General features: G+C 42.5%; 29 protein-coding genes. 15 read left to right on the forward strand and 14 right to left on the reverse strand.

The window, feature by feature from the left end; translation table 11 throughout:
* Positions 1-4: 4 nt before the first annotated feature.
* The 7 genes from rnr to zapE form a co-directional block, all read right to left on the reverse strand.
* Positions 5-2509 carry a ribonuclease R gene (gene rnr, locus AC19MV_RS05615; protein ID WP_498306222.1) on the reverse strand — a complete coding sequence of 835 codons (2505 nt, stop codon included), beginning with the start codon at positions 2507-2509 and terminating at the stop codon, positions 5-7.
* Positions 2510-2545: 36 nt separating this feature from the next.
* Entirely contained in the window at positions 2546-3163 is a 618-nt protein-coding gene (locus tag AC19MV_RS05620; RefSeq protein ID WP_498306224.1) for a tetratricopeptide repeat protein, read from the reverse strand.
* 146 nt (positions 3164-3309) lie between these two features.
* A complete protein-coding gene (locus AC19MV_RS05625; RefSeq protein ID WP_432400023.1) occupies positions 3310-4605 on the reverse strand; it encodes an adenylosuccinate synthase in 1296 nt (431 codons plus the stop codon).
* A 72-nt stretch (positions 4606-4677) separates the two neighbouring features.
* Positions 4678-4863 carry a DUF2065 domain-containing protein gene (locus AC19MV_RS05630; protein WP_432400024.1) on the reverse strand — a complete coding sequence of 62 codons (186 nt, stop codon included), beginning with the start codon at positions 4861-4863 and terminating at the stop codon, positions 4678-4680.
* A gap of 146 nt (positions 4864-5009) precedes the next feature.
* Entirely contained in the window at positions 5010-5402 is a 393-nt protein-coding gene (rpsI, locus tag AC19MV_RS05635; protein ID WP_432400025.1) for a 30S ribosomal protein S9, read from the reverse strand.
* 17 nt (positions 5403-5419) lie between these two features.
* On the reverse strand, positions 5420-5848 hold the full coding sequence (rplM, locus tag AC19MV_RS05640; RefSeq protein WP_011638797.1) for a 50S ribosomal protein L13: 429 nt from the start codon (positions 5846-5848) through the stop codon (positions 5420-5422).
* Positions 5849-6107: 259 nt separating this feature from the next.
* Positions 6108-7220, reverse strand: coding sequence for a cell division protein ZapE (gene zapE / locus AC19MV_RS05645; protein WP_498306226.1), 1113 nt, complete (start codon positions 7218-7220; stop codon positions 6108-6110).
* A gap of 315 nt (positions 7221-7535) precedes the next feature.
* Between zapE and degQ the strand changes: the two genes are divergently transcribed.
* Both degQ and degS read left to right on the forward strand, forming a co-directional pair.
* Complete coding sequence (gene degQ / locus AC19MV_RS05650) at positions 7536-8885, forward strand: Do family serine endopeptidase DegQ (RefSeq protein ID WP_498306227.1); 1350 nt, start codon at positions 7536-7538, stop codon at positions 8883-8885.
* A 176-nt stretch (positions 8886-9061) separates the two neighbouring features.
* On the forward strand, positions 9062-10141 hold the full coding sequence (gene degS, locus AC19MV_RS05655; protein WP_432400028.1) for an outer membrane-stress sensor serine endopeptidase DegS: 1080 nt from the start codon (positions 9062-9064) through the stop codon (positions 10139-10141).
* A 102-nt stretch (positions 10142-10243) separates the two neighbouring features.
* Here the strand turns inward: degS and murA are convergent, their stop codons facing one another.
* The 7 genes from murA to AC19MV_RS05690 form a co-directional block, all read right to left on the reverse strand.
* Positions 10244-11503 (reverse strand): UDP-N-acetylglucosamine 1-carboxyvinyltransferase, encoded by a 1260-nt coding sequence (murA, locus tag AC19MV_RS05660; protein ID WP_432400029.1) that lies wholly within the window; start codon positions 11501-11503, stop codon positions 10244-10246.
* Positions 11504-11518: 15 nt separating this feature from the next.
* Positions 11519-11770: a BolA family protein gene (locus AC19MV_RS05665; RefSeq protein WP_498306228.1), complete on the reverse strand. Its 252-nt coding sequence runs from the start codon at positions 11768-11770 to the stop codon at positions 11519-11521.
* A gap of 163 nt (positions 11771-11933) precedes the next feature.
* Positions 11934-12233 carry an STAS domain-containing protein gene (locus AC19MV_RS05670; RefSeq protein ID WP_432400030.1) on the reverse strand — a complete coding sequence of 100 codons (300 nt, stop codon included), beginning with the start codon at positions 12231-12233 and terminating at the stop codon, positions 11934-11936.
* Positions 12230-12898, reverse strand: coding sequence for an MlaC/ttg2D family ABC transporter substrate-binding protein (locus tag AC19MV_RS05675; protein ID WP_498306230.1), 669 nt, complete (start codon positions 12896-12898; stop codon positions 12230-12232). The genes AC19MV_RS05670 and AC19MV_RS05675 overlap by 4 nt, the downstream gene beginning before the upstream one ends.
* 10 nt (positions 12899-12908) lie before the next feature.
* On the reverse strand, positions 12909-13382 hold the full coding sequence (gene mlaD / locus AC19MV_RS05680; RefSeq protein ID WP_432400032.1) for an outer membrane lipid asymmetry maintenance protein MlaD: 474 nt from the start codon (positions 13380-13382) through the stop codon (positions 12909-12911).
* 41 nt (positions 13383-13423) lie between these two features.
* A complete protein-coding gene (gene mlaE / locus AC19MV_RS05685) occupies positions 13424-14209 on the reverse strand; it encodes a lipid asymmetry maintenance ABC transporter permease subunit MlaE (RefSeq protein ID WP_432400033.1) in 786 nt (261 codons plus the stop codon).
* Complete coding sequence (locus tag AC19MV_RS05690; protein WP_428848133.1) at positions 14196-15020, reverse strand: ATP-binding cassette domain-containing protein; 825 nt, start codon at positions 15018-15020, stop codon at positions 14196-14198. Before AC19MV_RS05690 ends, mlaE begins: the two co-directional genes overlap by 14 nt.
* A gap of 188 nt (positions 15021-15208) precedes the next feature.
* On the opposite strand from AC19MV_RS05690, the gene AC19MV_RS05695 reads away from it, so the two are divergent.
* The 13 genes from AC19MV_RS05695 (at position 15209) to AC19MV_RS05755 (ending at position 24795) form a co-directional block, all read left to right on the forward strand.
* Positions 15209-16171 (forward strand): calcium/sodium antiporter, encoded by a 963-nt coding sequence (locus AC19MV_RS05695; protein ID WP_432400034.1) that lies wholly within the window; start codon positions 15209-15211, stop codon positions 16169-16171.
* 44 nt (positions 16172-16215) lie between these two features.
* On the forward strand, positions 16216-17193 hold the full coding sequence (locus AC19MV_RS05700) for a KpsF/GutQ family sugar-phosphate isomerase (RefSeq protein ID WP_498296749.1): 978 nt from the start codon (positions 16216-16218) through the stop codon (positions 17191-17193).
* Between the two features lie 2 nt (positions 17194-17195).
* Positions 17196-17759, forward strand: coding sequence for a 3-deoxy-manno-octulosonate-8-phosphatase KdsC (kdsC, locus tag AC19MV_RS05705; protein ID WP_498306231.1), 564 nt, complete (start codon positions 17196-17198; stop codon positions 17757-17759).
* Positions 17756-18316 carry an LPS export ABC transporter periplasmic protein LptC gene (gene lptC / locus AC19MV_RS05710; RefSeq protein ID WP_498306233.1) on the forward strand — a complete coding sequence of 187 codons (561 nt, stop codon included), beginning with the start codon at positions 17756-17758 and terminating at the stop codon, positions 18314-18316. The genes kdsC and lptC overlap by 4 nt, the downstream gene beginning before the upstream one ends.
* Positions 18303-18884, forward strand: coding sequence for a lipopolysaccharide transport periplasmic protein LptA (gene lptA / locus AC19MV_RS05715; RefSeq protein ID WP_432400038.1), 582 nt, complete (start codon positions 18303-18305; stop codon positions 18882-18884). The genes lptC and lptA overlap by 14 nt, the downstream gene beginning before the upstream one ends.
* Positions 18881-19612, forward strand: a complete 732-nt coding sequence (gene lptB, locus AC19MV_RS05720; RefSeq protein ID WP_498306235.1) for an LPS export ABC transporter ATP-binding protein — start codon at positions 18881-18883, stop codon at positions 19610-19612. The genes lptA and lptB overlap by 4 nt, the downstream gene beginning before the upstream one ends.
* A gap of 408 nt (positions 19613-20020) precedes the next feature.
* Positions 20021-21505, forward strand: coding sequence for an RNA polymerase factor sigma-54 (locus AC19MV_RS05725; protein ID WP_432400039.1), 1485 nt, complete (start codon positions 20021-20023; stop codon positions 21503-21505).
* A 24-nt stretch (positions 21506-21529) separates the two neighbouring features.
* Positions 21530-21817 (forward strand): ribosome hibernation promoting factor, encoded by a 288-nt coding sequence (gene hpf, locus AC19MV_RS05730; protein WP_188953525.1) that lies wholly within the window; start codon positions 21530-21532, stop codon positions 21815-21817.
* Positions 21818-21819: 2 nt separating this feature from the next.
* Positions 21820-22263 (forward strand): PTS IIA-like nitrogen regulatory protein PtsN, encoded by a 444-nt coding sequence (gene ptsN / locus AC19MV_RS05735; protein WP_432400040.1) that lies wholly within the window; start codon positions 21820-21822, stop codon positions 22261-22263.
* Positions 22260-23123, forward strand: a complete 864-nt coding sequence (rapZ, locus tag AC19MV_RS05740) for an RNase adapter RapZ (RefSeq protein WP_498296753.1) — start codon at positions 22260-22262, stop codon at positions 23121-23123. Before ptsN ends, rapZ begins: the two co-directional genes overlap by 4 nt.
* 20 nt (positions 23124-23143) lie before the next feature.
* Complete coding sequence (locus AC19MV_RS05745; protein ID WP_498296754.1) at positions 23144-23413, forward strand: HPr family phosphocarrier protein; 270 nt, start codon at positions 23144-23146, stop codon at positions 23411-23413.
* 957 nt (positions 23414-24370) lie between these two features.
* Complete coding sequence (locus tag AC19MV_RS05750) at positions 24371-24523, forward strand: hypothetical protein (RefSeq protein WP_432400043.1); 153 nt, start codon at positions 24371-24373, stop codon at positions 24521-24523.
* Positions 24524-24543: 20 nt separating this feature from the next.
* Positions 24544-24795, forward strand: a complete 252-nt coding sequence (locus AC19MV_RS05755; RefSeq protein WP_498306237.1) for a transposase — start codon at positions 24544-24546, stop codon at positions 24793-24795.
* Positions 24796-25433 lie beyond the last annotated feature (638 nt).

The following is a 25433-nucleotide window of genomic DNA, read 5'->3' on the forward strand; positions in this document are numbered from 1 at the left end:
TTAATTACTTTCTCTTGCTGCGCTTGGCAGGGGTTTTCTTAACGCTAGAATCTGGTTTTGCTGCATCTGTTTTTTGTGCAACTGCAGAAGGTTTCTTTACCGCCGCTGGTTTTGCCGCTGGAGATGAAGCTTTTCCGCTTGAACGACGCTTACTGCCTTTAGGCTTGTCAGATTTTGATTTTTCTGACTTAGGTTTGTCAGATTTAGGTATATCGGACTTCGCAGATGATTTACCTCGTGCTGACTTAGCACCTTCAGCATTAACACGTTGGCGAGCGGTTGTCGGCTTACTGCCTTTACGCGCGGTTTTACCTGTACCTTTGCTATTGTCACCCACCATCAATAAATCAATTTGACGGTCGTCTAAATTCACTGCGGCCACTTTAACAGTGACCTCATCACCCACTTGATAGACTTGGCGAGTATTCTCACCAATTAAACGCTGACGCATTTGATCAAATTGATAGTAATCACTGGCTAAGCTTGAAATATGCACCAAGCCATCAATAAATAATTCATTAAGGCGCACAAACAAACCAAAGCTGGTGACCGATGCGATGACCGCTTCAAAGGTATCGCCAACATGGTCTTGCATGTATTCGCACTTCAACCAGTCACTGACATCACGGGTTGCTTCATCGGCGCGGCGCTCAGTTGTTGAACATTCTTCACCCAATAAATCCAACTCTTCAATTTGGTAGAGATAACCACCATCTTGAGTCCATTTGTCACCCACTTGGCCTTGCTCTTTTGCGAGTAAATATTTAATGACTCGGTGCAAAATCAAATCAGGATAGCGACGAATTGGCGAAGTAAAATGCGAATAAGCTTCTAATGCTAAACCAAAGTGACCTTCATTATCAGGACTATAAATAGCTTGGCGCATTGATCGCAGTAACATCACTTGAATAAGCTCAAAATCTGGGCGATCAGCAATTTTCAACATGATGTTTTGGTAATCTGTTGGCGTAGGCTCTAAACCACCATCCATGCTTAACCCGCGTTCAGCCAGAAACTCTTTAAAGTTTGCTAACTTTTGTTCAGATGGCGCTTCATGAACACGATATAACACTTCGCCTTTATGCTTTTTAACAAACTTTGCAGACGCTACGTTGGCTAAAATCATGCACTCTTCGATAATCTTATGCGCCTGATTACGACCTCTTGGTACAATTTTATCAATTTTACGATCTTCATTGAAAATGAACTGCGTTTCCAATGTTTCGAACGCAATTGCACCACGCTCAGCTCTGCGCTCATCCAGGGTTAGATACAGCGACTGCAAACACAATAAATGCGGGAATAATGCTTCGTGTTCTGGTGCAATCGAGCCGCCTTCAAGCATGTCGGCAACTTGCGTATAAGTAAAACGTGCATGTGAATGCATCACAGCGGGATAAAACTTAGTGCCCGATAGCTTGCCCGCTGCAGAAATGGTCATCTCGGCAACCATACATAAACGGTCAACATGCGGTTTTAATGAACATAAACCGTTAGAGATTTTCTCTGGCAGCATAGGAATAACTTGCGACGGGAAATAAACGGAATTACCACGTGCACGCGCTTCTACATCGAGTGCTGAATCGGTTCTAACATAATGACTGACATCAGCAATCGCGACCCATAAACGCCAGCCACCACTTGGTTTAGCTTCTGCATATACCGCATCGTCAAAATCTCGTGCATCTTCACCGTCAATAGTGACAAGCGGTAAATGACGTAAATCAACACGACCGAGTTTATCTTCTTCGGTGACTTCGTCTGGAATACGTTTTAGTTTTTTCTCGATAATCGCCGACCAGGTATGCGGTAAATCGTAATTACGCAATGCAATTTCGATCTCCATACCTGGCGCCATGGTTTTACCCAGCACTTCAGTTACTTTGGCGGCAGCTTTAACAAAACGGCCTGGACGACGGGTTAATTCAACCACGACAACGTCGCCAGCTCTAGCGCCATTACGATCGTTGTTATCGATTAAAATTTCTTGAGTAATACGGCGGTCATCAGCAACCACAAAGCCCATACCACCATCTACGTGGTAGCGGCCAACGAGTGCTGCGGTGCGCTCTTGCACCAAGCGCACAATCCGTGCTTCGCGACGTCCACGGCGATCAGTACCCGCTTTTTGAGCCAATACTTTATCACCATGAAAATACATCAGCATGTCACGGTTATTGATGAATAAGTCATCGCCACCTTCGTCTGGCTTAAAAAAGCCAAAACCATCACGGTGCCCAATGACACTACCTGACAACAAATCCATGCGCTCAGGTAAACCGTAACTTTGGCCACGAGTAAATACCAATTGGCCGTCTCGTTCCATCGCACGTAAACGACGACGAAGTGCTTCTAATGGCTCTTCTTCGGTTATTTTTAGTGCTTCGGCTATTTTGTCGCGGGTAACAGGAGACTTTTGTGCGCGCAAGTACTCTAAAATATACTCGCGGCTAGGAATAGGATTGTCGTACTTGTCTTGCTCTCTATCAAAATGAGGATCGTTGATCATTCAATTTCCAAATAATTTGCTCCATACTGTGGAGCCTTAACGTTTGTACAGCTGAGGCTGCTGAGCCCTGGCCACTACACTGGCGGGCATTTTTGCAGCTAACACCTGCAATAAAGACGAGGCCTTTTTCTGTTCGGCATCGTTATCAAATATACTGTTATACAACCAGTGATAACCCATTTCATAATCGGTCGGGCTACCGTAACCTTCGCCAAATAAGCGAACTAACATCATTTTAGCGGCTAAATTGCCATTAGCAGCTGCAGGCAATATATATTGCACTGCGCGATTAGGATCTTTCACCACTAGTTTACCGCGATAATAGTAATCCGCCAATTTTACCATGGCTTCAGAGCTACCTTGCTCCGCTGATGTTTGTAATAACATCATACCGCGAGACGGATGCGCTTTTACGCAAACGCCATTAATTAACATTTCACCCCATAAAAATTGATATAAGGGTTGTTGTAAAACTTCTGCACGCGCCTCAACATCTTGCACTAATTGGCAATCATCGGCTTTAACGCGCTGTAAATACTGGTTCGATTGGATAAGTGATATCAGTTGTTGATCGCTATAAATATCGACAGCCTCATCTAATGCAAATGCATTGGCCGAGATTAGGCTAAAAAGGACTAAAGATATACGCAACATAAGGATTCTCAATAACACGATGATGACTTATCCATCGGCAGTATAGCGCATTTCTTGAGTGTTACCCTCAGAGAAAAGACGCGGCATGCTCAATACTATTTTAGCGGTACTCATAAAAAAGGCCGCTTATCGCGGCCTCTTAATCTTTACTTGAACGGATTAACCAAAATCATGGTTTCATTTCGGTCCGGACCAGTAGAGATAATATCAATAGGCGTTTCTAAAAGCTCTTCGATACGCTTGATATAATTGATTGCCGCTTCTGGCAATTGCTCAATTGAAGTTGCGCCGTAAGTCACTTCGCTCCAACCAGGCATCGTTTCATAAATCGGTGTCACTAGCTCATAACCTTCAGCAGCTAAAGGGGTAACCTTTGACACTGTTCCATCAGGATATTCATAGCCAACACAAATTTTAACTTCTTTTAGGCCGTCTAAAACGTCTAATTTAGTTAAACAGAAACCGCTGACACTGTTGATTTGAACTGCACGGCGCATTGCCACTGCATCTAACCAACCTGGACGACGCTTACGACCGGTAGTGGCACCAAACTCTTGGCCTTTTTCACCGATATAATCACCGATTTCATTAGCAAGTTCTGTTGGGAACGGACCAGCACCTACACGAGTAGTGTACGCTTTCATAATACCAAGTACGTAATCTAAGTGACGAGGACCAAAACCTGAACCTGTCGCTACACCACCTGCTGTAGTATTTGATGAAGTTACAAATGGATATGTACCGTGGTCGATATCCAATAATGTACCTTGTGCGCCTTCAAATAAGATTGGCTCACCCGCTTTACGCGCAACATCTAACATTTCAGTGACGTCAGTACACATGCTCTTCAGATAATCAGCAATCGCTAATGCATCATCAAGTGTTTGCTGGTAATCAACTGCTTCAGCTTGGTAGTACTCAGTTAACATGAAGTTATGATATTTCATGACTTCTTGTAACTTCGTCGCAAAAAGCTCTGCATTAAACAAATCACCGATGCGTAGACCGCGACGAGAGACTTTGTCTTCATATGCAGGACCAATACCGCGACCTGTTGTACCAATGGCTTTATTACCACGCGCTTTTTCGCGAGCGATATCAAGTGCACAATGGAATGGAAGAATAAGCGGACACGCTTCAGAAATAAGTAAACGCTCTTCTACAGGTACACCGCGGCCTTTCAGCATGTTGATTTCTTTCATCAACGCATCAGGAGCGACAACCACACCATTACCGATAATGCATTTTACGTTATCACGTAAAATCCCTGACGGAATAAGATGAAGAACGGTTTTTTCACCATCAATTACCAAAGTATGACCGGCATTGTGGCCGCCTTGGTAACGAACTACGTATTTTGCCTGTTCTGTTAAAAGGTCGACAATCTTACCTTTGCCTTCGTCACCCCATTGAGTGCCGAGTACGACTACATTTTTGCCCATTATTAGCTGCAACGTCTTGTGGTATAAAATAGAATTTTAACAGATTTTAGGGGGTTATAGGCAAGTGTTTTATTAAAAAATAATCAATAAAACAATTCCAGCGGTAACAAGGCTTCCACCTAAGCGTCTGAGAACATTTTGCTTTTGTGTAGAAAGCTCAAATAAATATTTTTGCCATTTGTGAGGAAAAAGCAACGGCCCTAGGCCTTCAATAATTAAAACTAGGCCAAAAGCGGTCATTAGTAATTGTAAACTCATGCTAAAAGCCTCAAATAAAGTAGTATTGCCATTAAGTAAGTTAATCTATTGATCTCGATTATGCGCTAAACGGTACAATTTATTATGTTTATTTTAGGCAATAAAAAACCCAGCATATGCTGGGTTTTTTGAATCCAAAAAACGAATTAACGCTTAGAGAACTGTGGCTTACGACGTGCTTTACGTAGACCAACTTTCTTACGTTCAACTTTACGAGCATCACGGGTAACAAAACCAGCGCTACGTAGAGTAGGACGTAAAGCTTCATCTAGTTGCATAAGTGCACGAGTAATACCGTGACGAATTGCACCAGCTTGGCCAGTAGTACCACCGCCCTTAACAGTTACATAGATGTCTAACTTATCAGTCATTTCAACTAACTCTAATGGTTGACGAACAACCATACGAGCTGTTTCACGACCAAAATATACATCTAAAGGACGTTGGTTTACGATGATATTGCCACTACCTGCTTTAGCGAAAACGCGAGCTGTAGATGTTTTGCGACGGCCAGTGCCGTAGTACTGAGTTGCAGACATTTGCTTACTCCTCCCGTTTAGATATCAAGAACTTGTGGTTGTTGTGCAGCATGGTTATGTTCTGTGCCAGCGTAAACTTTAAGTTTACGGAACATAGCACGGCCCAAAGGACCTTTTGGTAACATACCCTTAACTGCTTTCTCGATGATCATTTCAGGCTTATGAGCTTGAAGCTTCTCAAAGCTGATTTGCTTAATGCCACCAATGAAGCCTGAATGAGAGTAGTAAATCTTACCAGCAGCTTTATTACCAGTTACAGTCACTTTTTCAGCATTGATAACGATGATGTAATCACCAGTGTCAACGTGTGGAGTGTATTCTGGCTTATGCTTGCCACGTAAGCGAGTTGCGATTTCAGTTGCGATACGACCCAAAGTTTTGCCTTCAGCGTCAACAACAAACCAGTCACGAGTTACAGTTTCTGGTGTAGCAGTAAAAGTCTTCATTATTACAAAAACCCAAAGTTAATTTTCTGTCTCACATGCCGATTGCAGGTTGCAATCAACACAAAATTACCGATTCTTGCCCCTTCGAACATGAATATTGGCTTACAACTTCCGCCCAAATTGGCGGATTAACGCGGGCAGGTCGCAGATTATACGCAAAGAGAAACCAAAGATCACCTGCTTTTTAAGATATTTCAAAATAAATTACTCTATTCAAATTCACGATGAAATCTCCAGCGCTTAAATGCAGAGAACACCTTTAAGGTAAATGCTCTAAGGCCAAATAATCCCTCGATTGCATTTCGATTAAACGTGAACGACAACGCCTAAACTCAAAAGTCAGCTGCCCATCGGTATAAATGTCTTCAAGCTCAATTTGAGCAGATACAATCAGTTTGACATTACGTTCATAGAACTCATCTACCATGGCTAAAAATCGTCTGGCTATATCATCGCCCGTTTGCTGCGCACCCATTTGTTCTATGCCACTGAGCAACACAGTATGATACTGGCAAGCTATTTCCATATAGTCACGCTGTGAACGCGGCCCATCACACATGTCTCTAAAATTAATTAGCAGTACACCTTGTGATTGCTGACGAATCGTAATCGCTCGGCCATCGATATCAATCGCAGCGGTTTGCACTTCAGATTCTGGCGCTAATTGGGCAAAATAATGCAGTAAGTTAATGTCAGCTTGCTCATCTAACGGATAGTGATAAATCTCGGCTTGCTCTAATGTACGTAGGCGGTAATCAATGCCAGAATCAACATTGAGAATTTCACAGTGTTGATTAATTAATGCGATAGCAGGTAAAAATCGTGCACGCTGTAAGCCATTTTTATACAGCTCATCAGGAATAATATTTGAGGTTGCGACTAGCGCGACGCCTTGTTTAAACAATTCTTGAAATAATGTGCCCAGCAACATGGCATCGGTAATGTCAGAGACAAAAAATTCATCAAAACAAATCACCTGATACTGGCCAGCCATTTTTTTTGCAATGCTGATCAGCGGATCTTGCACACCTTTTAAGTCAGTAAGATCGTGATGAATTTGATGCATAAAACGATGAAAGTGAGCTCGCAATTTACGATCGCCAGGCAAGGCATCGTAAAACGTATCCATTAGGTAGGTTTTTCCGCGTCCGACGCCGCCCCACAAATACAGGCCTTTAACCGGAATAGGTTTGCCTTTTACACCCACAGCCGAAAAAAACTTAGATAATCCCGACGCCGGTTTATTTGCGTTAATCAGTTCATCGTAAACTCGTTGTAATGATTTTACTGCCTGTTCTTGTGCGGCATCATGTGAAAAATCATCTCGGGTAAGGTCTTGCTGATAATGCTGCCAAGGAGTTAGCTGCGACACGATTACGACTCTCTTACATCAAATAATTGCTGCGGATAATAACATTAAATATTCAATACGAGTAACCGCTATAAACGATCAAATTAAGCTTTGTTAATCAATATGGAACTAACGTTTAGTGCTTTACTCTGAATAAATAACTCAGCATAACCGAATTTATTTGCCGCTATTTAAGCATCACTATTGATTAAACAGCCAGCACAAACAACCGAATGAACAACAACCAAATTGATTAACGATATTTAACTTTGAAATCATGCTTTCAAACCACATATTTTAAGTATCAAACTGAAGGCATCTAGGAGCTACCAATACATGAAAACCAAATTAAGCTTACTTTCTGCAGCATTATTGACCGCATCGCTAACGATGTTTCCAGCAGTGTCTCAAGCCGCGATTCCACAATCGGTTGATGGCCAGGCAATGCCAAGTCTTGCACCTATGTTAGAACGCACTACTCCTGCTGTGGTATCTGTTGCGGTTTCAGGTACTCAAGTATCAAAACAACGCGTACCTGATGTATTTCGTTACTTTTTTGGGCCTAACGCTCCGCAGGAACAAGTGCAAGAGCGCCCTTTTAGAGGGTTAGGTTCTGGTGTCATCATCGATGCAGCGAAAGGATACATTATCACCAATAATCACGTCATTAATGGCGCGGATGATATTCAAATTGGTTTACATGATGGCCGTGAAGTGAAAGCAAAGCTGATTGGCGCAGATAAAGAGTCTGACATTGCATTGCTGCAAATCGAAGCCAAAAATCTGACCGCCATTAGTCAAACTGACTCAGACAATATCCGCGTGGGTGATTTTGCCGTGGCCATTGGTAATCCCTTTGGTTTAGGGCAAACCGTGACCTCTGGTATTGTCAGTGCATTAGGTCGCAGCGGTTTAGGCATTGAAATGCTCGAAAACTTTATTCAAACAGATGCGGCCATTAACAGTGGCAACTCTGGCGGCGCATTAGTGAACTTAAAAGGTGAACTCATTGGGATTAACACTGCCATTGTTGCACCTAATGGCGGTAATGTCGGCATTGGTTTTGCGATACCTGCAAACATGGTTAACAACCTCGTTGAGCAAATCATCGAACATGGCGAAGTGCGCCGCGGAGTATTAGGCGTCTCAGGGCGAGATCTTGATAATGAACTGGCTAAAGCGTTTGGCTTAGACACTCAACATGGTGGCTTTGTTAATGAAGTCATTCCCAAGAGTGCAGCAGACAAAGCCGGATTAAAAGCAGGTGATATTATTGTTAGCCTTAATGGCCGCAGTATTAAAACCTTCCAAGAACTTCGCGCCAAAGTTGCCACCATGGGCGCTGGAGCACAAGTCGAATTTGGTATTATCCGTGATGGCGATAATAAAACGATTAAAGCGACTCTAGGTGAAGCTGATAAAGTAGAAGCTGAAGCGGGCAATGTGCACCCTATGCTACAAGGTGCAACTTTAGAAGACAGTAAGAAAGGTATTGAGATCACAGATATTGCCCAAGGCTCACCCGCAGCATTGAGTGGATTACAAAAAGGAGATTTAATTGTCGGCTTAAATCGCAGTAAAATTTCTAGCTTAAAAGTATTAAAAGAAGCGCTGAAAGAAAACCAAAGCTCAGTGGCATTAAAGATACTTCGCGACAATAACTTACTCTACCTAGTGTTACGTTAGTCTTAATCAACTGACACAAATGTAACGAGCACGTTTCTGTCTACAGTCATTAACTATCAAGGTGTTAATGACTGTGATGTGACTTGAATAATTAAGCATCAGCCCCAGTTTGGTCAATGCTTAATTTTTTGAGTTATGTTAATATAAAGTTCATTTTCTTCAACAAATCTCAGGCCATGAATTTTAAAGACACATGCATCTATATAGTTAAAGCTGCGGTATTTGGCCTGATCATGGCAGCTGTTTTTTTAGTTATTACCTCAGTGTTACCCAATAACGCCCTCAATAGTGGTTTATCAACGGTACATAGTGGCGGTTCAGAACTGTCATTTGCCAAAGCGGTTCGCCGTGCGGCACCCGCAGTCGCTAATATTTATAGCCTAAGCATTGATCAGCGTAACCCATTAAATTCAAGTTCACTGCAGGGCTTAGGCTCTGGGGTGATTATGAGTAAAGATGGTTATGTGCTAACCAATTATCACGTGATAAAAAAAGCAGATGAGATTGTGATTGCGCTGCAAGACGGCCGTAAATTTACCGCCGAAGTCGTTGGTTCAGATCCCGTAACAGACTTAGCAGTGCTTAAAATCGAAGGTGACAATTTACCTGTCGTACCCTTTAATCTTTATAACCCCGCTCAAGTTGGTGACGTGGTATTGGCCATTGGCAATCCATACAATATTGGCCAAACCATTACTCAAGGCATTATTAGCGCGACAGGTCGTAACGGCTTAAGCTCAGGTTATTTAGACTTTTTACAAACAGATGCCGCGATTAACGCTGGTAACTCTGGCGGTGCATTAATTGATACTAGCGGTGAGTTAATCGGTATCAATACCGCTGCATTTCAGGTTGGCGGTGACAACGGCGGTAATGGGATTAGTTTTGCTATTCCGATAAAGTTAGCTCACAGCATTATGGATAAATTAATTAAACATGGACGCGTTATCCGTGGTGCCCTTGGGATTTCTGGCGAACCATTAAACCCTGTGGTGGCGCAAATTCTTAACTTGCCTGATTTAAAAGGTGTATTAGTGACTGGTATTGACCCCGATGGTCCTGCCGCTCGCGCACGTTTAGCACCACGAGATGTGATCACTCAATATAATGAAGAAGATGTACCCGGTGTAGAAATGCTACTGGACCGTATTGCAGAGACCACTCCAGGTACAAAAGTGAACATGACGATTATTCGTGAAGGAAAAAAGCAGACTTTACCGGTGATAATTGCCGAGAAAGCTGACGAACCGGAATAATTTCAACCATTGCCCTAGCAATAAAAAAGCCATTCAACTTTTCAGTGAATGGCTTTTTTGTGGCAGTTTTTTAGTCGCGTTTTAGTACAGCAATAGAACCTGTTACTTCACACGAACGACTTCAGCACCAAGGCCTTGGAACTTAGCTTCAATATGTTCATAACCGCGGTCGAGATGATAAATACGATCTACCGTTGTCATGCCGTCGGCCATTAACCCTGCAATCACTAAACTGGCTGAAGCACGTAAATCGGTCGCCATTACTTGAGCACCGTTTAAACGTTCAATACCATGAATAATACAAGTATTGCCTTCAAGCTCGATATTGGCACCCATACGGCTCATTTCTGGAACATGCATAAAACGATTTTCAAAAATCGTCTCAGTGACTCTACCCGTCCCTTCTGCCAGAGCATTTAATACACAAAACTGTGCTTGCATGTCTGTCGGAAAAGCAGGATAAGGTGCCGTTTTAATATTCACAGCTTTTGGACGCTTACCGTGCATATCAAGCTCAATCCAATCTTCACCTGTTGTAATCGTCGCGCCGGCATCCTCAAGCTTAGAAAGCACAGCCTCTAATGCACTTGGGTCTGCAGATACACAACGAATTTTACCGCGAGTTACCGCTGCGGCAACAAGGAAAGAACCGGTTTCAATCCGGTCTGGCATTACGCGGTATTCACAACCCGATAAACGCTCAACACCTTCAATTTTTAACGTTGCTGTGCCTATGCCAGTTATTTTAGCGCCCATTGCAATTAAGCAATTGGCTAAATCTGTCACTTCAGGTTCGCGGGCAGCATTTTCAATCACGGTAGTGCCGTCTGCTAATGCAGCAGCCATTAATAAGTTTTCAGTAGCGCCAACGCTCACCATATCCATAAAGATATGAGCACCTTTGAGGCGACCATCAACACGCGCTTTTATGTAGCCTTCTTTGACTTCAATTTTAGCGCCCATAAGCTCTAAACCGTGTAAATGTAGGTTAACCGGGCGAGCACCAATAGCACAACCGCCAGGTAAAGAGACGTCAGCAGTACCATAACGGGCCAATAATGGCCCTAAAATAAGGATTGAAGCACGCATGGTTTTGACTAGATCATACGGTGCGCAATACTCATTTAAGTTAGTCGTTGAAATACGAACACGACTCCCCTCGAGTTGCTCAACCTCTGCACCAAGACAGCGTAAAAGCTCACAACTGGTGTTGACGTCACGTAAATTAGGCACGTTTGAAACAATAAAATCTGTTTCAGCTAATACGCCAGCCATCAAAATAGGCAAGGCAGCATTTTTTGCACCAGAGATCACGACTTCACCAGCAAGCGGTTTGCTGGCTATAATTGTTAATTTATCCACAGTGAATCTCAGTACTTACATGTTAAAAAGTTTTTCACGCTTCCACTGGGTCGGCGTAAACGTTTTGATAGTGAGTGCGTGTAATTCGCCACTGGAAATTTGCTCTGATAATGGAGCATAAATCGCTTGCTGCTGCTTAACTCGGCTCTGGCCATCAAAGCACTCTCCTACTGCTACCACTTTATAATGGCTTCCGTCTGACGTTACATGAGCTTCTGTCAAAGACAGTGCTTCTGTCAAAATTTGTTCAATAACTTTGCAATCCATGAAATCTATTACCTTTACTTATAAAACTCTTGTTTATAAGACTCGTGCTTATAAACCTAATATTTATCAGACTATTACTTATCAAACGAATACAGATAAAACTGGCCAGTTGTATAACTGATTATTCAGCAATGGGAGTGATGCAACAATCAGTGCTGACTCACTAAGCCTTGCCAAAAAAAGCGTCTAAGTCATATAGCTCTATCATTTTGATGAGCTGTTCACTGGGATTAACCAGTTGGCGAGATGCGCTTTGTTCGTTATTACCAGAGTGATGTAATCTAACAAATGCCAGCAGTAATGCTACCCCAGCACTGTCGACGTATTCTAAAGCAGCCAAGTCTATCACTTGGGTTGAAGCAGTAAACAACTCTTGGCGTTTTGGCCATAATTGTTTTACTTCAACCTGCGTTAAGCGGCCGCTAACAAAGCACTGCTGCTCTTGTTGATTAAAGGTAATCACGCTGCAACGGCTTCTTTAGCTGGTTGACGGTCAATTTGTTGTTTAGTTTTGTCATTTAACATTGAAATTACAGCTTCAATACCCTGTTGACGGATCAAATTAGAGATCTCAGATTGCTTAGACGCAAGCAAACTTATGCCTTCGGCCACGAGGTCAAATGCCTTCCAGGTGTTGTCTTTTAAACGACGTGCTTTAAATTGAATTTTGATCGGAGGGCGACCTTTTTCAATAATTTGCACATTAATTTCAACAATTTTTTCTTCGCTGAAATCGCTGGCAGGATCGAACTCAACAGCTTGGTTGGTATATTCAGTCAACGCTTGCGCGTAGGTTGCCACAAGATAGCCTTCAAATGCTTCAACAAAGCGATCACGCTGATCTGGCGTGGTGTCACGTAAATACTGTCCCATCACTTTGTATGCAGCATATTTATAATCAACATATGGCATTAATTCTTCGTTAACAATCACCTTCAGGTGACTTAAATCAGTGTCAATGATTGCTCTGTCTGTTTTAAAACGATCAAAGGTTTTATTGGCAACTTGCTTGATCATCACATATGGATTTGTGGTATCTATCTCGTCATTGGCCGCTATCGCTGCAGAGCTTATTACCGCACTGCCCACCAAACATAACGCAATTACACGACTAAAAAGTGCTTTCATTATAGAGCTCCTATTTATCTTTAGACGACATACTGTACAAAAGCTGACCGATTAAATCTTCTAAAATCAATGCACCACGCGTGTCGTGAACTTTATCGCCATTCGCAAGCATAACAATGTCATCATCCATAAAGCCTGGGGTTAGGCCAATAAATTGCTCGCCCAATAACCCTGATGTTAAAATAGCTAAGCTACTGGTTTCAGGAAACTGATCAAAGCGCTTATCCATAGTCAATGTGACCACAGGGATCAATTTACGGGTATCAAGGGTAATGTCTGTCACTCGACCGACCACCACACCACCGACTTTCACAGGAGAGCGTACTTTTAACCCGCCGATGTTATTAAACTCGGCAACTAATGTGTAAGTTTGGTCATTTGACTTTACTTCGACATTGGCAACGTTAAATACCAACCCACAAAAAGCCAACAGACCAGACAATAAAAACACGCCTACTAGTAACTCAATTTTCCGTGTCAACATACTCTTAAACCACTTCAATTAAACTAAACAATGAAAAAACCTTAATTTCCGAACATGATTGCGGTTAGCAAAAAGTCCAGCGCTAAAACAGCTAAACTGGCCTGTACAACGGTAGATGTTGTTGCACGGCTAATGCCTTCTGGATTCGGTTGTACTTCATAACCTCTGTATAAGGCTATCCAAGTGACAACTACGCCAAAAATCACACTTTTAATCAAGCTATTAACAATATCTTGCTCCCACTCTACCGATGCTTGAAGAATAGACCAAAACGCACCGCTATCGATACCTTTCCATTCGACACCCACCAGGTGACCGCCAAAAATGCCCACTAGACTGAACATTAATGCAAGCAAAGGCATACTGATGACCCCAGCCCAAAATCGCGGTGCGATAATTTGCCTCAGTGGATCGATGGCCATCATTTCTAAACTCGATAGCTGTTCAGTGGATTTCATTAGACCAATTTCTGCTGTGAGTGCAGAACCGGCACGACCAGCAAACAACAGTGCAGCAACCACCGGACCCAATTCACGTAGTAAACTCAGCGCGACCATTGGGCCTAAGCTTTCTTCAGTGCCAAAACCAACAAGAATGTTATATCCCTGCAATGCCAGCACCATACCAATAAATAAACCTGATACCAGTATGATCACCATTGAACGAACACCAAGCACATAAATTTGCTTGATTAATAATGGTAAACCTTTCTTGATATTAGGCACTCGTACAATAGCGCCCCACAGCATTAAGCCCGCACGGCCAAGGCCTGACACCATTTTTAGTGCGTATTTGCCGATGTCGGCAATGTAATCAATTACGCCCACGCAATAACTCCTCTTGATAATCCTCGGCAGGATAATGAAATGGCACCGGACCATCTGGCGCGCCTTGGATAAACTGAATTAATTGCGGGTTATCAGACAAACGAAGTTGCTCTGGTGTTCCGTGTGCAATGACTTTTTTCTCTGCGATGACGTAAACGTAATCAGCAATACCCAACACTTCATCTACATCGTGCGATACCACAACAGAGGTGAGCTTTAACGTATCTGAAAGCTCACGAATTAATTTCACCAGCATCCCCATAGAAATAGGGTCTTGCCCAGCAAAAGGCTCATCATACAAAATCATTTCGGGCTCAAGCGCAATGGCACGCGCCAATGCAGCTCGGCGTTGCATACCACCAGACAATTCATTTGGCATTAAATATGCTGCGCCGCGTAAACCTACCGCTTGCAGTTTCATCAATACAATAGAGCGAATGATGTCTTCAGGTAATCCCGAATGCTCTCGCAATGCAAATGCGACGTTATCGAACACGTTAAGGTCGGTAAACATAGCACCACTTTGAAACAACATACTCATACGCTTGCGCAGCTCAAAGAGTTCTTCGCGCTTTAACTTATGAACATCATGGCCATCAAATAAAATTTGGCCGCTGTCAGGTCTGAGTTGCCCACCAATCAATTTTAATAAGGTAGTTTTACCTATCCCACTTGGGCCCATAATGGCCGTCACTTTACCTTTAGGTATCGTTAGCGAAATATCTTTATAGATCACTCGCGAACCATGGCTAAACGCCAAATGGTTTATTTCGACCAAAGGGGAATTATTTGATTTACTCATATCAGGCATCGGTGTTGAGGAGATAACAACCTTCCTTAGAAAAAGATGAAGCGCAAATTGTACTGTAATTGTCCACTAAGCGACAACTATATCCATATAACCAATGCTCATTGTTAATACAATTAGTGTGCAATGCTTTCAATTTAGTGAAAATCCAGCGAAAATGCCCGCTAATTATTTATCATCATAGGAATCTCATGTTAGTTAATATCCTAATGTTAATTGCAGGCCTTGCTGTTTTAGTGTGGAGCGCGGATAGATTTGTTTACGGAGCAGCAGCATTTGCACGTAATTTAGGCTTGCCACCCATGTTGATTGGACTGACTATCGTCGCGATGGGCAGCTCTGCCCCGGAAATGTTCGTGGCAGCAACAGCCTCAATGGACGGCATGCGCGATACCGCTGTCGGTAACGTTTTGGGCTCAAACATTGCCAACATTACCTTAATTTTAGGATTAACCGCATTACTGGGCGCGATTAGCGTCGGTTCCAAAACGCTTAAACGTGAAATCCCATTAATGTTAGCCGCCACCGTCTTTGCCGGTTACACCTTACATGATGGCTTGTTAACTCGTGCAGAAGGCATCATGCTCACGATATTGTTTTTTGCATTAATGGGCTATTTCATTTGGCAAGCCACTCACAATAAAACCCCAGATGCTTTAGATGACGATATCGAATCTGAGATCCCTAAAAACGTCCCCACCTTTCGTGCTATCATTTGGCTTATAGTTGGTATTATATTACTCCCACTATCAGCAGGTTGGATGGTAGATGGTGCAGTCGGGATTGCCAAATTTTACGGGCTCTCTGATTTGGTCATTGGCTTAACCATTATTGCTGTGGGAACTAGTTTGCCAGAACTTGCCGCCTGTATTGCTGGGGTATTAAAAAAAGAAGATGATTTAGCAATAGGCAATATCGTTGGATCTAACTTATTTAATATATTAGCGGTACTCGCGATACCAGGGCTTATCGCCCCTGGCGTGATAGATGCACAAGCCAGTGGGAGAGATTTCTACATGGTATTAGGCACAAGCGCAGCGTTAGCCGTTTTAGTCTTATCCAGTGGCGCCAAAAAACAACTGACTCGTTGGCATGGCGTCCTATTATTAATCACCTTTATTGCGTACCAAATTGTTGTATTTCAATCCCATTAAGTTGGAGCATAAAGGTTAGGTATTAAGCCAAAAGAGAGACAAGCATGGTAGATCAAACTCAGTTTCGCCAATGGGGCCGCAAAGTCATCGATATTGAAAAAGCGGCATTAGATAATTTATATCAATATGTTGACTCGGTAGAGTTTGGCCAGGCTTGCGAACTCATTATGCAATGCAAGGGCAAAGTTATTGTCATGGGCATGGGTAAATCAGGCCATATTGGTAATAAAATATCGGCGACATTTGCCAGCACAGGCACACCAGCCTTTTTTGTACACCCTGGCGAAGCAAGTCATGGCGATTTAGGCGCATTAGATAAAAATGACATCGTATTGGCCATCTCAAACTCTGGTGAATCAAGCGAAATCCTGACCTTATTGCCTGTAATTCAACGCATGGGCGTTCCGGTCATCGCGATTACTGGTAAACCAGAATCCAATATGGCAAGGCTCTCAAAAATCCATCTTTGTATTCAAGTCCAAGAAGAAGCATGCCCACTTGGATTAGCGCCAACGTCAAGTACCACCGCGACCTTGGCGATGGGTGATGCACTCGCCATTGCATTACTGCAAGCAAAAGGATTTACTCGAGATGATTTTGCCCTATCGCATCCGGGTGGTTCATTAGGCCGTAAATTATTATTAAAAGTTGAAGATGTGATGCATCAGGGTGAAAGCTTACCGAGCGTAAACGATGACATCTGCATTACTGAAGCACTGTACGAAATATCTAAAAAAGGCCTTGGCATGACCGCCATAGTCGATAAAACGAATACCCTAGTCGGTATTTTTACTGATGGTGATTTGCGCCGCATTATCGATGCCGAAGTTAACTTACGCACCACACCTATTTCGCAGGTAATGACCAAAAATTGTGTCACTAGCCCTAGCGGTATTTTAGCGGCACAAGCACTGCAAATCATGGAAGAACGAAATATTAACGGACTGATTGTCGTTAACCCACAACATCAACCGATCGGCGCGCTAAATATGCTCGATATGGTTAAAGCAGGAGTTATTTAACCATGTCAGACACAACCACTCACTCAGGTTTTTACGGACCAATCAGCGATGATATTTGGCAACGAGCTAAAAAAATCAAATTGTTAATATGCGATGTTGATGGCGTGTTTTCTGACGGCCGAATTTACCTTAGTAATGCCGGCGAAGAGTTAAAAGCTTTCCACACTCGCGATGGTTATGGCGTGCGATCTGCCCTCACTAGCGGCATTCATGTCGCCGTGATAACAGGCCGTAAATCCAAAATTGTTGAAACCCGTATGACTGCACTGGGGGTTAAACACATTTATCAAGGCATCGATAATAAGTTTGAACCATTTGAAGCGTTATTGTCTTTATATAATGTCACTCCAGACGAAGTGGCTTACATTGGTGATGACATGGTCGATTTGCCTGTGATGAAAGCCGTGGGTCTTGCGGTTTGTGTGGCCGACGGTCACCCATTTGTTAAACAACATTGCCATATGACAACTAGCCTCAATGGTGGCCATGGTGCATTGCGTGAACTCACAGATTTACTATTATTAAGCCAAGACAAATTCACCAGTGCCCACGGTATGAGTATATGAATAGAGTTACCATCGCGATAGCGGCATTTTTCGGCCTTGCCCTTGTGTTGTACTGGCAAACGCAAGTAAAACGCAGTGAAATGGATGCCGTAAAAGTGATAGGTATTGAGCGTCCGGACTTTGTCGCCAACGACTTACGCACAACCGAATACAATGAACAAGGTTTGATTGCCAGTAAAGTCACCGCGAAGCATATGGAGCATTATGCTTCCAGCGATATCACCCACTTTACTGATCCCGTTTATTTAATTTACCCAGAAAATGGTAAAGCACAGTGGCTACTCAGCGCTGACAAAGGACAATTAAATAAACAGAGCAATAAAGTCAGCTTAGAAAATAATGTTATTATCGATGCAATTGATATTGAAGAACCGTTACAGTCAGTGACCACACAAGCAGTCACCCTAGATTTAACGACCATGATAAGCAGCTCACAAGAGATGGTGTATATCAAAGGTAAAGGGTTTATGATCCAAGGCTTAGGCCTACATGCTGACTTGAATACGCAAAAATTATCGCTACTAAGCAAAGTAGAAGGAACATATGAGTCACAATAATCGACATCCTCGCGCCAATGCCGCATTACTATTAAGTGGCTTACTTTGCATGCTGAGCATTCCAGCTATGGCAAAACAAGGTGATCTCAAACAAGAATTGAAAATTGCTGCAGTGAGCCAATCTGCCGACATTAAAAACAATCAAATTGTCTTTAATGGCCCCGTGACGATTGTGCAAGGCACGATTAATATTAATGCCGACGAATTACGCGCATTTACCCCCAAAAACGGTGTATCAAAACGCTTAATCGCGACGGGTAAACCCGCGACATTTTCTCAAGAACTCGACGACGGTAACATCGGTACCGCCAGTGCCAACGAAATCAGTTACGATCTCGCCACAACAACTCTGACGTTAACCGGTAATGCCAAGCTAGACCAAGCAGGCAGTCAGGTCACGGGCAACCTAATTAAATACAACATTAAAGCCCAAGAGTTAATTGCTGAGAGTACCGGTAAAGGCCAAGATCGCGTCATCACGATTATTCAACCAGAAAATTTCCAAGACGAGTCAGCGCCAAAACAAAAGCTGCCTGAGATCCCTGTCAACAAGCAGATAAAACCATGAGCCAAATTACCTTAACAGCTGAAAACCTAGCCAAAAGTTATAAAGCGCGTCAAGTCGTAAAAGACGTCAGCTTAACAGTAAAAACGGGGCAGATTGTCGGTTTACTTGGCCCTAATGGTGCCGGTAAAACAACCACGTTTTACATGGTTGTAGGGTTAGTTAAAAGTGATAAAGGCCGTATATTAATTGATAATGACGACCTCACCGCTGACCCAATGCACCTTAGAGCCCGTAAAGGGATTGGCTATTTACCACAAGAAGCCAGTATTTTTCGAAAACTCACCGTGCACGACAATATCATGGCGGTGTTACAAACCCGCAAAGAACTCAGTAATGAAGAACGTATTGAACAGCTCCAGCATTTATTGGAAGAGTTTCACATTACTCACATTCGCGACAGCCAAGGCATGTCATTGTCTGGCGGTGAACGCCGTCGAGTCGAAATTGCCCGAGCACTCGCTGCTAACCCTAAATTCATTTTGCTTGATGAACCTTTTGCGGGTGTTGATCCGATTTCGGTTATCGACATTAAAAAAATTATCCAACAGCTAAAAAGTCGTGGATTAGGCGTACTGATTACCGACCATAATGTTCGCGAAACACTCGATGTATGTGAAAGAGCTTACATCGTAAGCCAAGGTAATTTAATTGCCGAAGGTACGCCTGAAGAGATCTTGAGCAATCAACAAGTTCGAGCTGTGTACTTAGGTGAACAATTCAAGCTATAGTTAGGTTATATACCCAAACAACCTGAAGATACTCGATTTCAGCAAGAATTTACACGCGTTTAGGCAAGGCATTGATTGCGGTTAATGGTCGTTCCCTTTCCAAAATCAATAACACAGCATGAACGCGTGTAAAACTTGCCCCTTGGGAGTTTCACCGTGTTCCCACTACGTTGTTGCGTTAATTTATAAGGTGCCTACATTACCGCATTAACGCGCCTAGTATTGAAAACACGGTGAAGCTCTGAAACACGTATCTTCAAGTTGATTGGGTATCCGCCTTTTAGCCTATCTAATTCATTCCATTGAACGATACCTAAATTGCGTGAAATGTCATTGACGTACGTGACACCCCATTACAGTTTTTCGAGATTGTTATTTTTATGGAAATCATCTAGGGATAAGCGGTAAATGAAAGCGTCACTCCAACTTAAAATGGGTCAGCATCTCACTATGACCCCTCAATTGCAGCAAGCCATCCGCTTGCTGCAATTATCTTCATTGGAGCTACAGCAAGAAATCCAACAGGCGCTGGACTCAAATCCATTGCTTGAAATAGAAGATGAATTTTCTCAAGCTAAAGATCCCTTAAAAGAAAGTCGCGATCAATCAGACACAGACTTCAGTGACAACAGTAATGTGAGTGTCGAAAAAGATACTTCAACCATCGATACCACAGAATCCATCAGTAAAGAAACCATGGACGACATGCCCATGGACACAACCTGGGATGAAGTCTATACCGCCTCACCGATGTCAGGGTCTGGTAGTGCCAGCATGCGTGACGATGATATGCCTTTTCAAGGGGAAACCACCGAAGGCTTATATGAACATTTAGAGTGGCAAAAAAACTTAACGCCATTTTCAGACACCGACCTTGCCATCGCAACAGCCATCATTGACGCAATAGATGAACGCGGCTATCTAACCCAAAGCACTGAAGAAATACTAGAAGCTATGGGCGATGAAAATGTTGAGCTTGATGAGGTTCAAGCGGTGTTAAAGCGAATTCAACATTTTGACCCCGTAGGTGTTGCTGCACGTGACCTTAGTGAATGTTTACTCATTCAACTGTCACAATATGCAGACTCAACTCCGCACATTGAAAATGCGCGAATGCTCATCAAAGATTATTTGGATTTAATCGCTGGGCGTGACTTTAGATTATTAATGCGTAAAACGCGTTTAAAAGAAGATGAGTTACGTGATGCCATTACCTTAATTCAATCTCTTAATCCGCGTCCTGGCTTATTGATTACTGCCGTCGATGACGAATACGTAATCCCTGATGTCACAGTATTTAAAAAGAATGGCCGTTGGGTTGTTGAACTCAATCCAGATAACATGCCTAAAATAGGTGTTAATCAGCAATATGCTGCAATGGCTCGCAGCAGTAAAAACCCATCTGATACTCAGTTTATACGAGGTCATTTGCAAGAAGCTAAATGGTTTATCAAAAGCATTGAAAGCCGTAACGATACCCTGTTAAAAGTAGCCAATTGCATTGTGCAATTCCAACAAGGTTTTTTCGAATATGGCGAAGAAGCCATGAAACCTATGGTATTAAATGACATTGCTGAAGCCGTAGAAATGCATGAATCGACCATTTCGCGCGTGACCACTCAAAAATACATGCACACCCCACGAGGGTTGTTTGAATTAAAATACTTTTTCTCTAGCCATGTCAGCACTGATGATGGCGGAGAGTGCTCATCGACAGCAATCCGCGCATTTATTAAAAAGTTGGTTGCTGCAGAAAACCAGAAAAAGCCGCTTAGCGACAGCAAAATGGCTCAACTATTGGCCGAACAGGGCATAAACGTTGCTCGTCGTACGATTGCAAAATACCGTGAGGCAATGATGATACCGCCCTCAAACCAACGTAAGAGTTTATAAATCACTCAACAATGGAGAAGTGTAATGCAGATCAATTTATCAGGGCATCATGTTGAAATAACCGAATCTTTACGTGAATACGTTCAGGAAAAGTTTTCAAAGCTTGAACGACACTTCGATCAGATCAATAATGTTCACGTTGTACTCAACGTAGAAAAATTACAACAAAAAGCAGAAGCTAAAGTCAGCCTAAAGGGCGGAGAAATTTTTGCAATGTCAGAACATACAGACATGTATGCAGCAATAGACGCCCTGATAGATAAGCTCGATCGTCAGGTAATTAAACACAAAGAGAAGTATACAAAACACTAACGATGGAACTTTGTACCATCCTGCAGCCGGAATGCACCACCTGTGCCACACCGGGCAGTAAGAAAAAGGTACTGGAACTTATCAGCGATTTAGTCGCTGCCCAGTACCCGACCCTGTCTTCGCAAGAGGTGTTTGAAAGCCTTATCGCAAGAGAAAAAATGGGTAGCACAGGTATAGGTAATGGTATTGCAATACCTCATGGCCGATTAACGACAATCGATCACCCTATTGCGATCTTTGTAAAATGCGAAGAACCCATTTCGTTCGATGCCATCGATAAACAACCTGTCGATATCTTATTTGCATTATTAGTTCCTGCAGATCAGTGCCAACAACACTTAAGCACCTTATCTTCGATGGCCCAAAAACTCAGCGACAAACAAGTACTAAAACAGCTGCGTAAAATCCACGATTCTACAGAACTCTATCAGGTAATTACGGCATGAAACTTGTTATCGTATCAGGACGGTCAGGCTCAGGTAAATCAGTAGCATTAAGAGTACTAGAAGACCTAGGCTATTACTGTGTTGATAACCTGCCATTGCCGCTAATTGGCACCTTATTGGCTCAGTTAAAAGGCAGTAATGACCTCGTAGCGATTAGTGTTGATGTGCGCAATATTGCCGAACAAGGCAAAGTGCTTCAAGAACAACTTGAAATACTGCAACCTGATACCGAAATTACCAGTTTTTTCTTAAACTCTAGCGACAAAGTTTTACTTAAACGCTACAGCGAAACCCGCAGATTACACCCGCTATCTAAAAACCATATTTCATTACAAGAAGCGATTAAATTAGAAGGCCGCTTACTCGAACCTATCGCCAAAATGGTTGATCACTATGTCGATACATCGGCACTCAATATTTACGAGCTAAGCGATCAAGTAAGACAAATATTGCTTGGCAGTGTTGATAAAGAGTTAGTGATTAATTTTGAATCGTTTGGCTTTAAACACGGTATGCCGACCGAAGCAGACTTTATGTTCGACGTGCGCTTTTTACCTAACCCGCACTGGGAAATAGAATTAAGACCATTAACAGGTCTTGATGAGCCTGTGCAAGAGTTTCTTGGCCGTCAGCCTCTGGTGAATAAGTTTATTTGGCAAATCGAAAATCTATTCGAAACCTGGATGCCACATTTAGAGCGTAATAATCGCAGTTATTTAACCATCGCCATCGGCTGTACAGGCGGACAACATCGCTCAGTTTATATCACCGACCAACTCGCTAAGCGATTTAGACAAGGCAGTAAACACACAGTCAACGCCCGCCACAGAGAGCTAAATATCAGTGAAGATCAGCTTTAGTCCTATCTGGAGTGCTAGCCATGCTTGAGCGCCAAGTCACCATCTCAAATAAATTAGGTTTACATGCACGAGCAGCCACAAAGCTAGCAATACTGGCTGCTGACTTTGATGCTGAAATCACCCTAATTCAAGCAGACAAACAAGCCAGTGCCGCTAGCGTATTAGGACTGCTCATGTTGGAAAGTGGCATCGGAAAAATGATCACTGTAACAGCAACAGGTCCAGACGCAGCAGTGGCATTAGATGCGGTGTGTAATTTGATTAACGATAAATTCGATGAAGGCGGCTAACGCGTCACGCTGATGATCTAACAGCACTTAACAAACGTAAGTTGTACTCTCTCGTGGTATTTTTTGACAATGATATTCAAGTTAAACTGAATTTATTTAACCGCTTACAGCCCACTATTCATCAATTACCATTCATCAATTACGACTCACATTTCACGGTAAATTATTTATCGTGAAATGTGAATATAATGCCTTATATATCATTATGCCTTAATCAAAAACCACTGGACACATTCAGTGTGGTCACTTGTTATACCATTTCCATTAATTATGTGACCAATCAGAGTCACTCAGACTGTTCTGTTTGAGGCGCATTGTTGTAATAATGGTTATTCCCTTTTAAGACGATGCAACAAAGAAATGAACGGTCTGAGTGCCTCCTGCAAGGCGGATTTCTGTGCCTTCTATGCTGCTTAATAGCATTTTGACGTAGAGCAACTATGCCTTCAATTCTATTACTTGCCTAGAAGACACAGAATTCCCGCTGAATGACCAGATAATTAGTGGAATTGCTATTAATGCGGATTGGTATTCCCCCTCTTCAGTCGTGCGCTGACTAAAGTACACTTATTCTTTAACGTTGAGAATGACGCTCTTAAGCAGTTTTTAAGCGCGTCTTCAAGGAACCTTGGCGCACTATTATTTATCCTCATATGAATGACAAACGTAATGTCCTCATTTTGTCATTTACATAACCTTTTACTGCCATGAATTACCGCCATAATGCCTCTCAATAAACAGCCATCACCCAAAGGCTAGTTCACCAAATTAGTGCAATTGCACCAATTAAAACAAACGAGCCAATATTACAAAACACAATAACAACTGCAAGCAACTGTTTTTAAACGGTTTAAATTAATTTAAAAAGTTGGCATACAGTTTTCATATAGAGAGAAGATACCTACTAAGTAGTAGTTTAATTTTTAAGCAGTCCATTGTCATTTGTAGGAGATAGCGATGAGTAAAATGAATCTAGGTCAGAACATCAAATCAGTTAATGGCATGGTCGCTAAGCTGATTGGACAATGCCGGCAAAACATTTTTTTCTTAGCGCATCTTGGTTGCAGCCAGTGGGATGAAGTTGAATCCCGTTCAAGCAAATACAAATAAAGCATTAAGGAATAAATAAGATGAGTATTTCAACTGCGAGACACTATCCAATGGACTTTCAACATCAAGTGATTAGCGAAGTTAAGGTACATAACCGCCTATTATCTGATGTCGCCAAACAATATGGTGTGTCATCAAAAACTGTATATAAATGGGTCAAGCATAGCGAAAGCCATAAAACTGAAAAACGCGGTGCAATAGTGTCAGAGATCGCTCTTTTACAGGAAAAAATTACTCAGTTAAGTCAACAATTACAAACAATGGCAAGTTAAGCCAAAACCGTTTTGGCAAGGATGTATGAGTGTGTTGTCGGTTGGTCCCCCAGCGAACTGATAATACAAAGCAAATAGCAACAACATCATACTAATAATAAGCGCACAATATCTTGCATCCTTGCCGCTTTATTTTTTTACCGTTAACGCCGTGTGTTGCTGTAACGAACACGAGTCATTAACGCGACAGTTCAGGCGTTATTGGGTCCCCAGACTCTATATCCAATAACGTCATTTTTATTCGAGTAGATGCTGTGCGATTCATTTAACGCCGCTCTACCCATGTTATGGCAAGGATGTTTGACCGTATTATCACTCGCCCCCAGCATGTCGATAACACAGCAAACAAACTAATAATAAGCGCACAACATCTTGCATCCTTGCCGCTTTATTTTTTACCGTTAATGCCGTGTGTTGCTGTAACGAACACAGTCATTAACGCGACAGTTCAGGCGTTATTGGGTCCCCAGACTCTATATCCAATAACGTCATTTTTATTCGAGTAGATGCAGTGCGATTCATTTAACGCCGCTCTACCCATGTTATGGCAAGGATGTTTGACCGTATTATCACTCGCCCCCAGCATGTCGATAACACAGCAAACAAACTAATAATAAGCGCACAACATCTTGCATCCT

The sequence above is a fragment of the Shewanella sp. MF05913 genome, assembly GCF_059758095.1.

Bases quoted from the DNA above. Each gene is read 5' to 3' on its own strand.
- rnr (WP_498306222.1), bottom strand. From the start codon at position 2,509: ATGATCAACGATCCTCATTTTGATAGAGAGCAAGACAAGTACGACAAT.
- AC19MV_RS05620 (WP_498306224.1), bottom strand. From the start codon at position 3,163: ATGTTGCGTATATCTTTAGTCCTTTTTAGCCTAATCTCGGCCAATGCA.
- AC19MV_RS05625 (WP_432400023.1), bottom strand. From the start codon at position 4,605: ATGGGCAAAAATGTAGTCGTACTCGGCACTCAATGGGGTGACGAAGGC.
- AC19MV_RS05630 (WP_432400024.1), bottom strand. From the start codon at position 4,863: ATGAGTTTACAATTACTAATGACCGCTTTTGGCCTAGTTTTAATTATT.
- rpsI (WP_432400025.1), bottom strand. From the start codon at position 5,402: ATGTCTGCAACTCAGTACTACGGCACTGGCCGTCGCAAAACATCTACA.
- rplM (WP_011638797.1), bottom strand. From the start codon at position 5,848: ATGAAGACTTTTACTGCTACACCAGAAACTGTAACTCGTGACTGGTTT.
- degQ (WP_498306227.1), top strand. From the start codon at position 7,536: ATGAAAACCAAATTAAGCTTACTTTCTGCAGCATTATTGACCGCATCG.
- degS (WP_432400028.1), top strand. From the start codon at position 9,062: ATGAATTTTAAAGACACATGCATCTATATAGTTAAAGCTGCGGTATTT.
- AC19MV_RS05665 (WP_498306228.1), bottom strand. From the start codon at position 11,770: ATGGATTGCAAAGTTATTGAACAAATTTTGACAGAAGCACTGTCTTTG.
- AC19MV_RS05675 (WP_498306230.1), bottom strand. From the start codon at position 12,898: ATGAAAGCACTTTTTAGTCGTGTAATTGCGTTATGTTTGGTGGGCAGT.
- mlaD (WP_432400032.1), bottom strand. From the start codon at position 13,382: ATGTTGACACGGAAAATTGAGTTACTAGTAGGCGTGTTTTTATTGTCT.
- AC19MV_RS05690 (WP_428848133.1), bottom strand. From the start codon at position 15,020: ATGCCTGATATGAGTAAATCAAATAATTCCCCTTTGGTCGAAATAAAC.
- AC19MV_RS05695 (WP_432400034.1), top strand. From the start codon at position 15,209: ATGTTAGTTAATATCCTAATGTTAATTGCAGGCCTTGCTGTTTTAGTG.
- AC19MV_RS05700 (WP_498296749.1), top strand. From the start codon at position 16,216: ATGGTAGATCAAACTCAGTTTCGCCAATGGGGCCGCAAAGTCATCGAT.
- kdsC (WP_498306231.1), top strand. From the start codon at position 17,196: ATGTCAGACACAACCACTCACTCAGGTTTTTACGGACCAATCAGCGAT.
- lptC (WP_498306233.1), top strand. From the start codon at position 17,756: ATGAATAGAGTTACCATCGCGATAGCGGCATTTTTCGGCCTTGCCCTT.
- lptA (WP_432400038.1), top strand. From the start codon at position 18,303: ATGAGTCACAATAATCGACATCCTCGCGCCAATGCCGCATTACTATTA.
- lptB (WP_498306235.1), top strand. From the start codon at position 18,881: ATGAGCCAAATTACCTTAACAGCTGAAAACCTAGCCAAAAGTTATAAA.
- AC19MV_RS05725 (WP_432400039.1), top strand. From the start codon at position 20,021: ATGAAAGCGTCACTCCAACTTAAAATGGGTCAGCATCTCACTATGACC.
- hpf (WP_188953525.1), top strand. From the start codon at position 21,530: ATGCAGATCAATTTATCAGGGCATCATGTTGAAATAACCGAATCTTTA.
- ptsN (WP_432400040.1), top strand. From the start codon at position 21,820: ATGGAACTTTGTACCATCCTGCAGCCGGAATGCACCACCTGTGCCACA.
- rapZ (WP_498296753.1), top strand. From the start codon at position 22,260: ATGAAACTTGTTATCGTATCAGGACGGTCAGGCTCAGGTAAATCAGTA.
- AC19MV_RS05745 (WP_498296754.1), top strand. From the start codon at position 23,144: ATGCTTGAGCGCCAAGTCACCATCTCAAATAAATTAGGTTTACATGCA.
- AC19MV_RS05750 (WP_432400043.1), top strand. From the start codon at position 24,371: ATGAGTAAAATGAATCTAGGTCAGAACATCAAATCAGTTAATGGCATG.
- AC19MV_RS05755 (WP_498306237.1), top strand. From the start codon at position 24,544: ATGAGTATTTCAACTGCGAGACACTATCCAATGGACTTTCAACATCAA.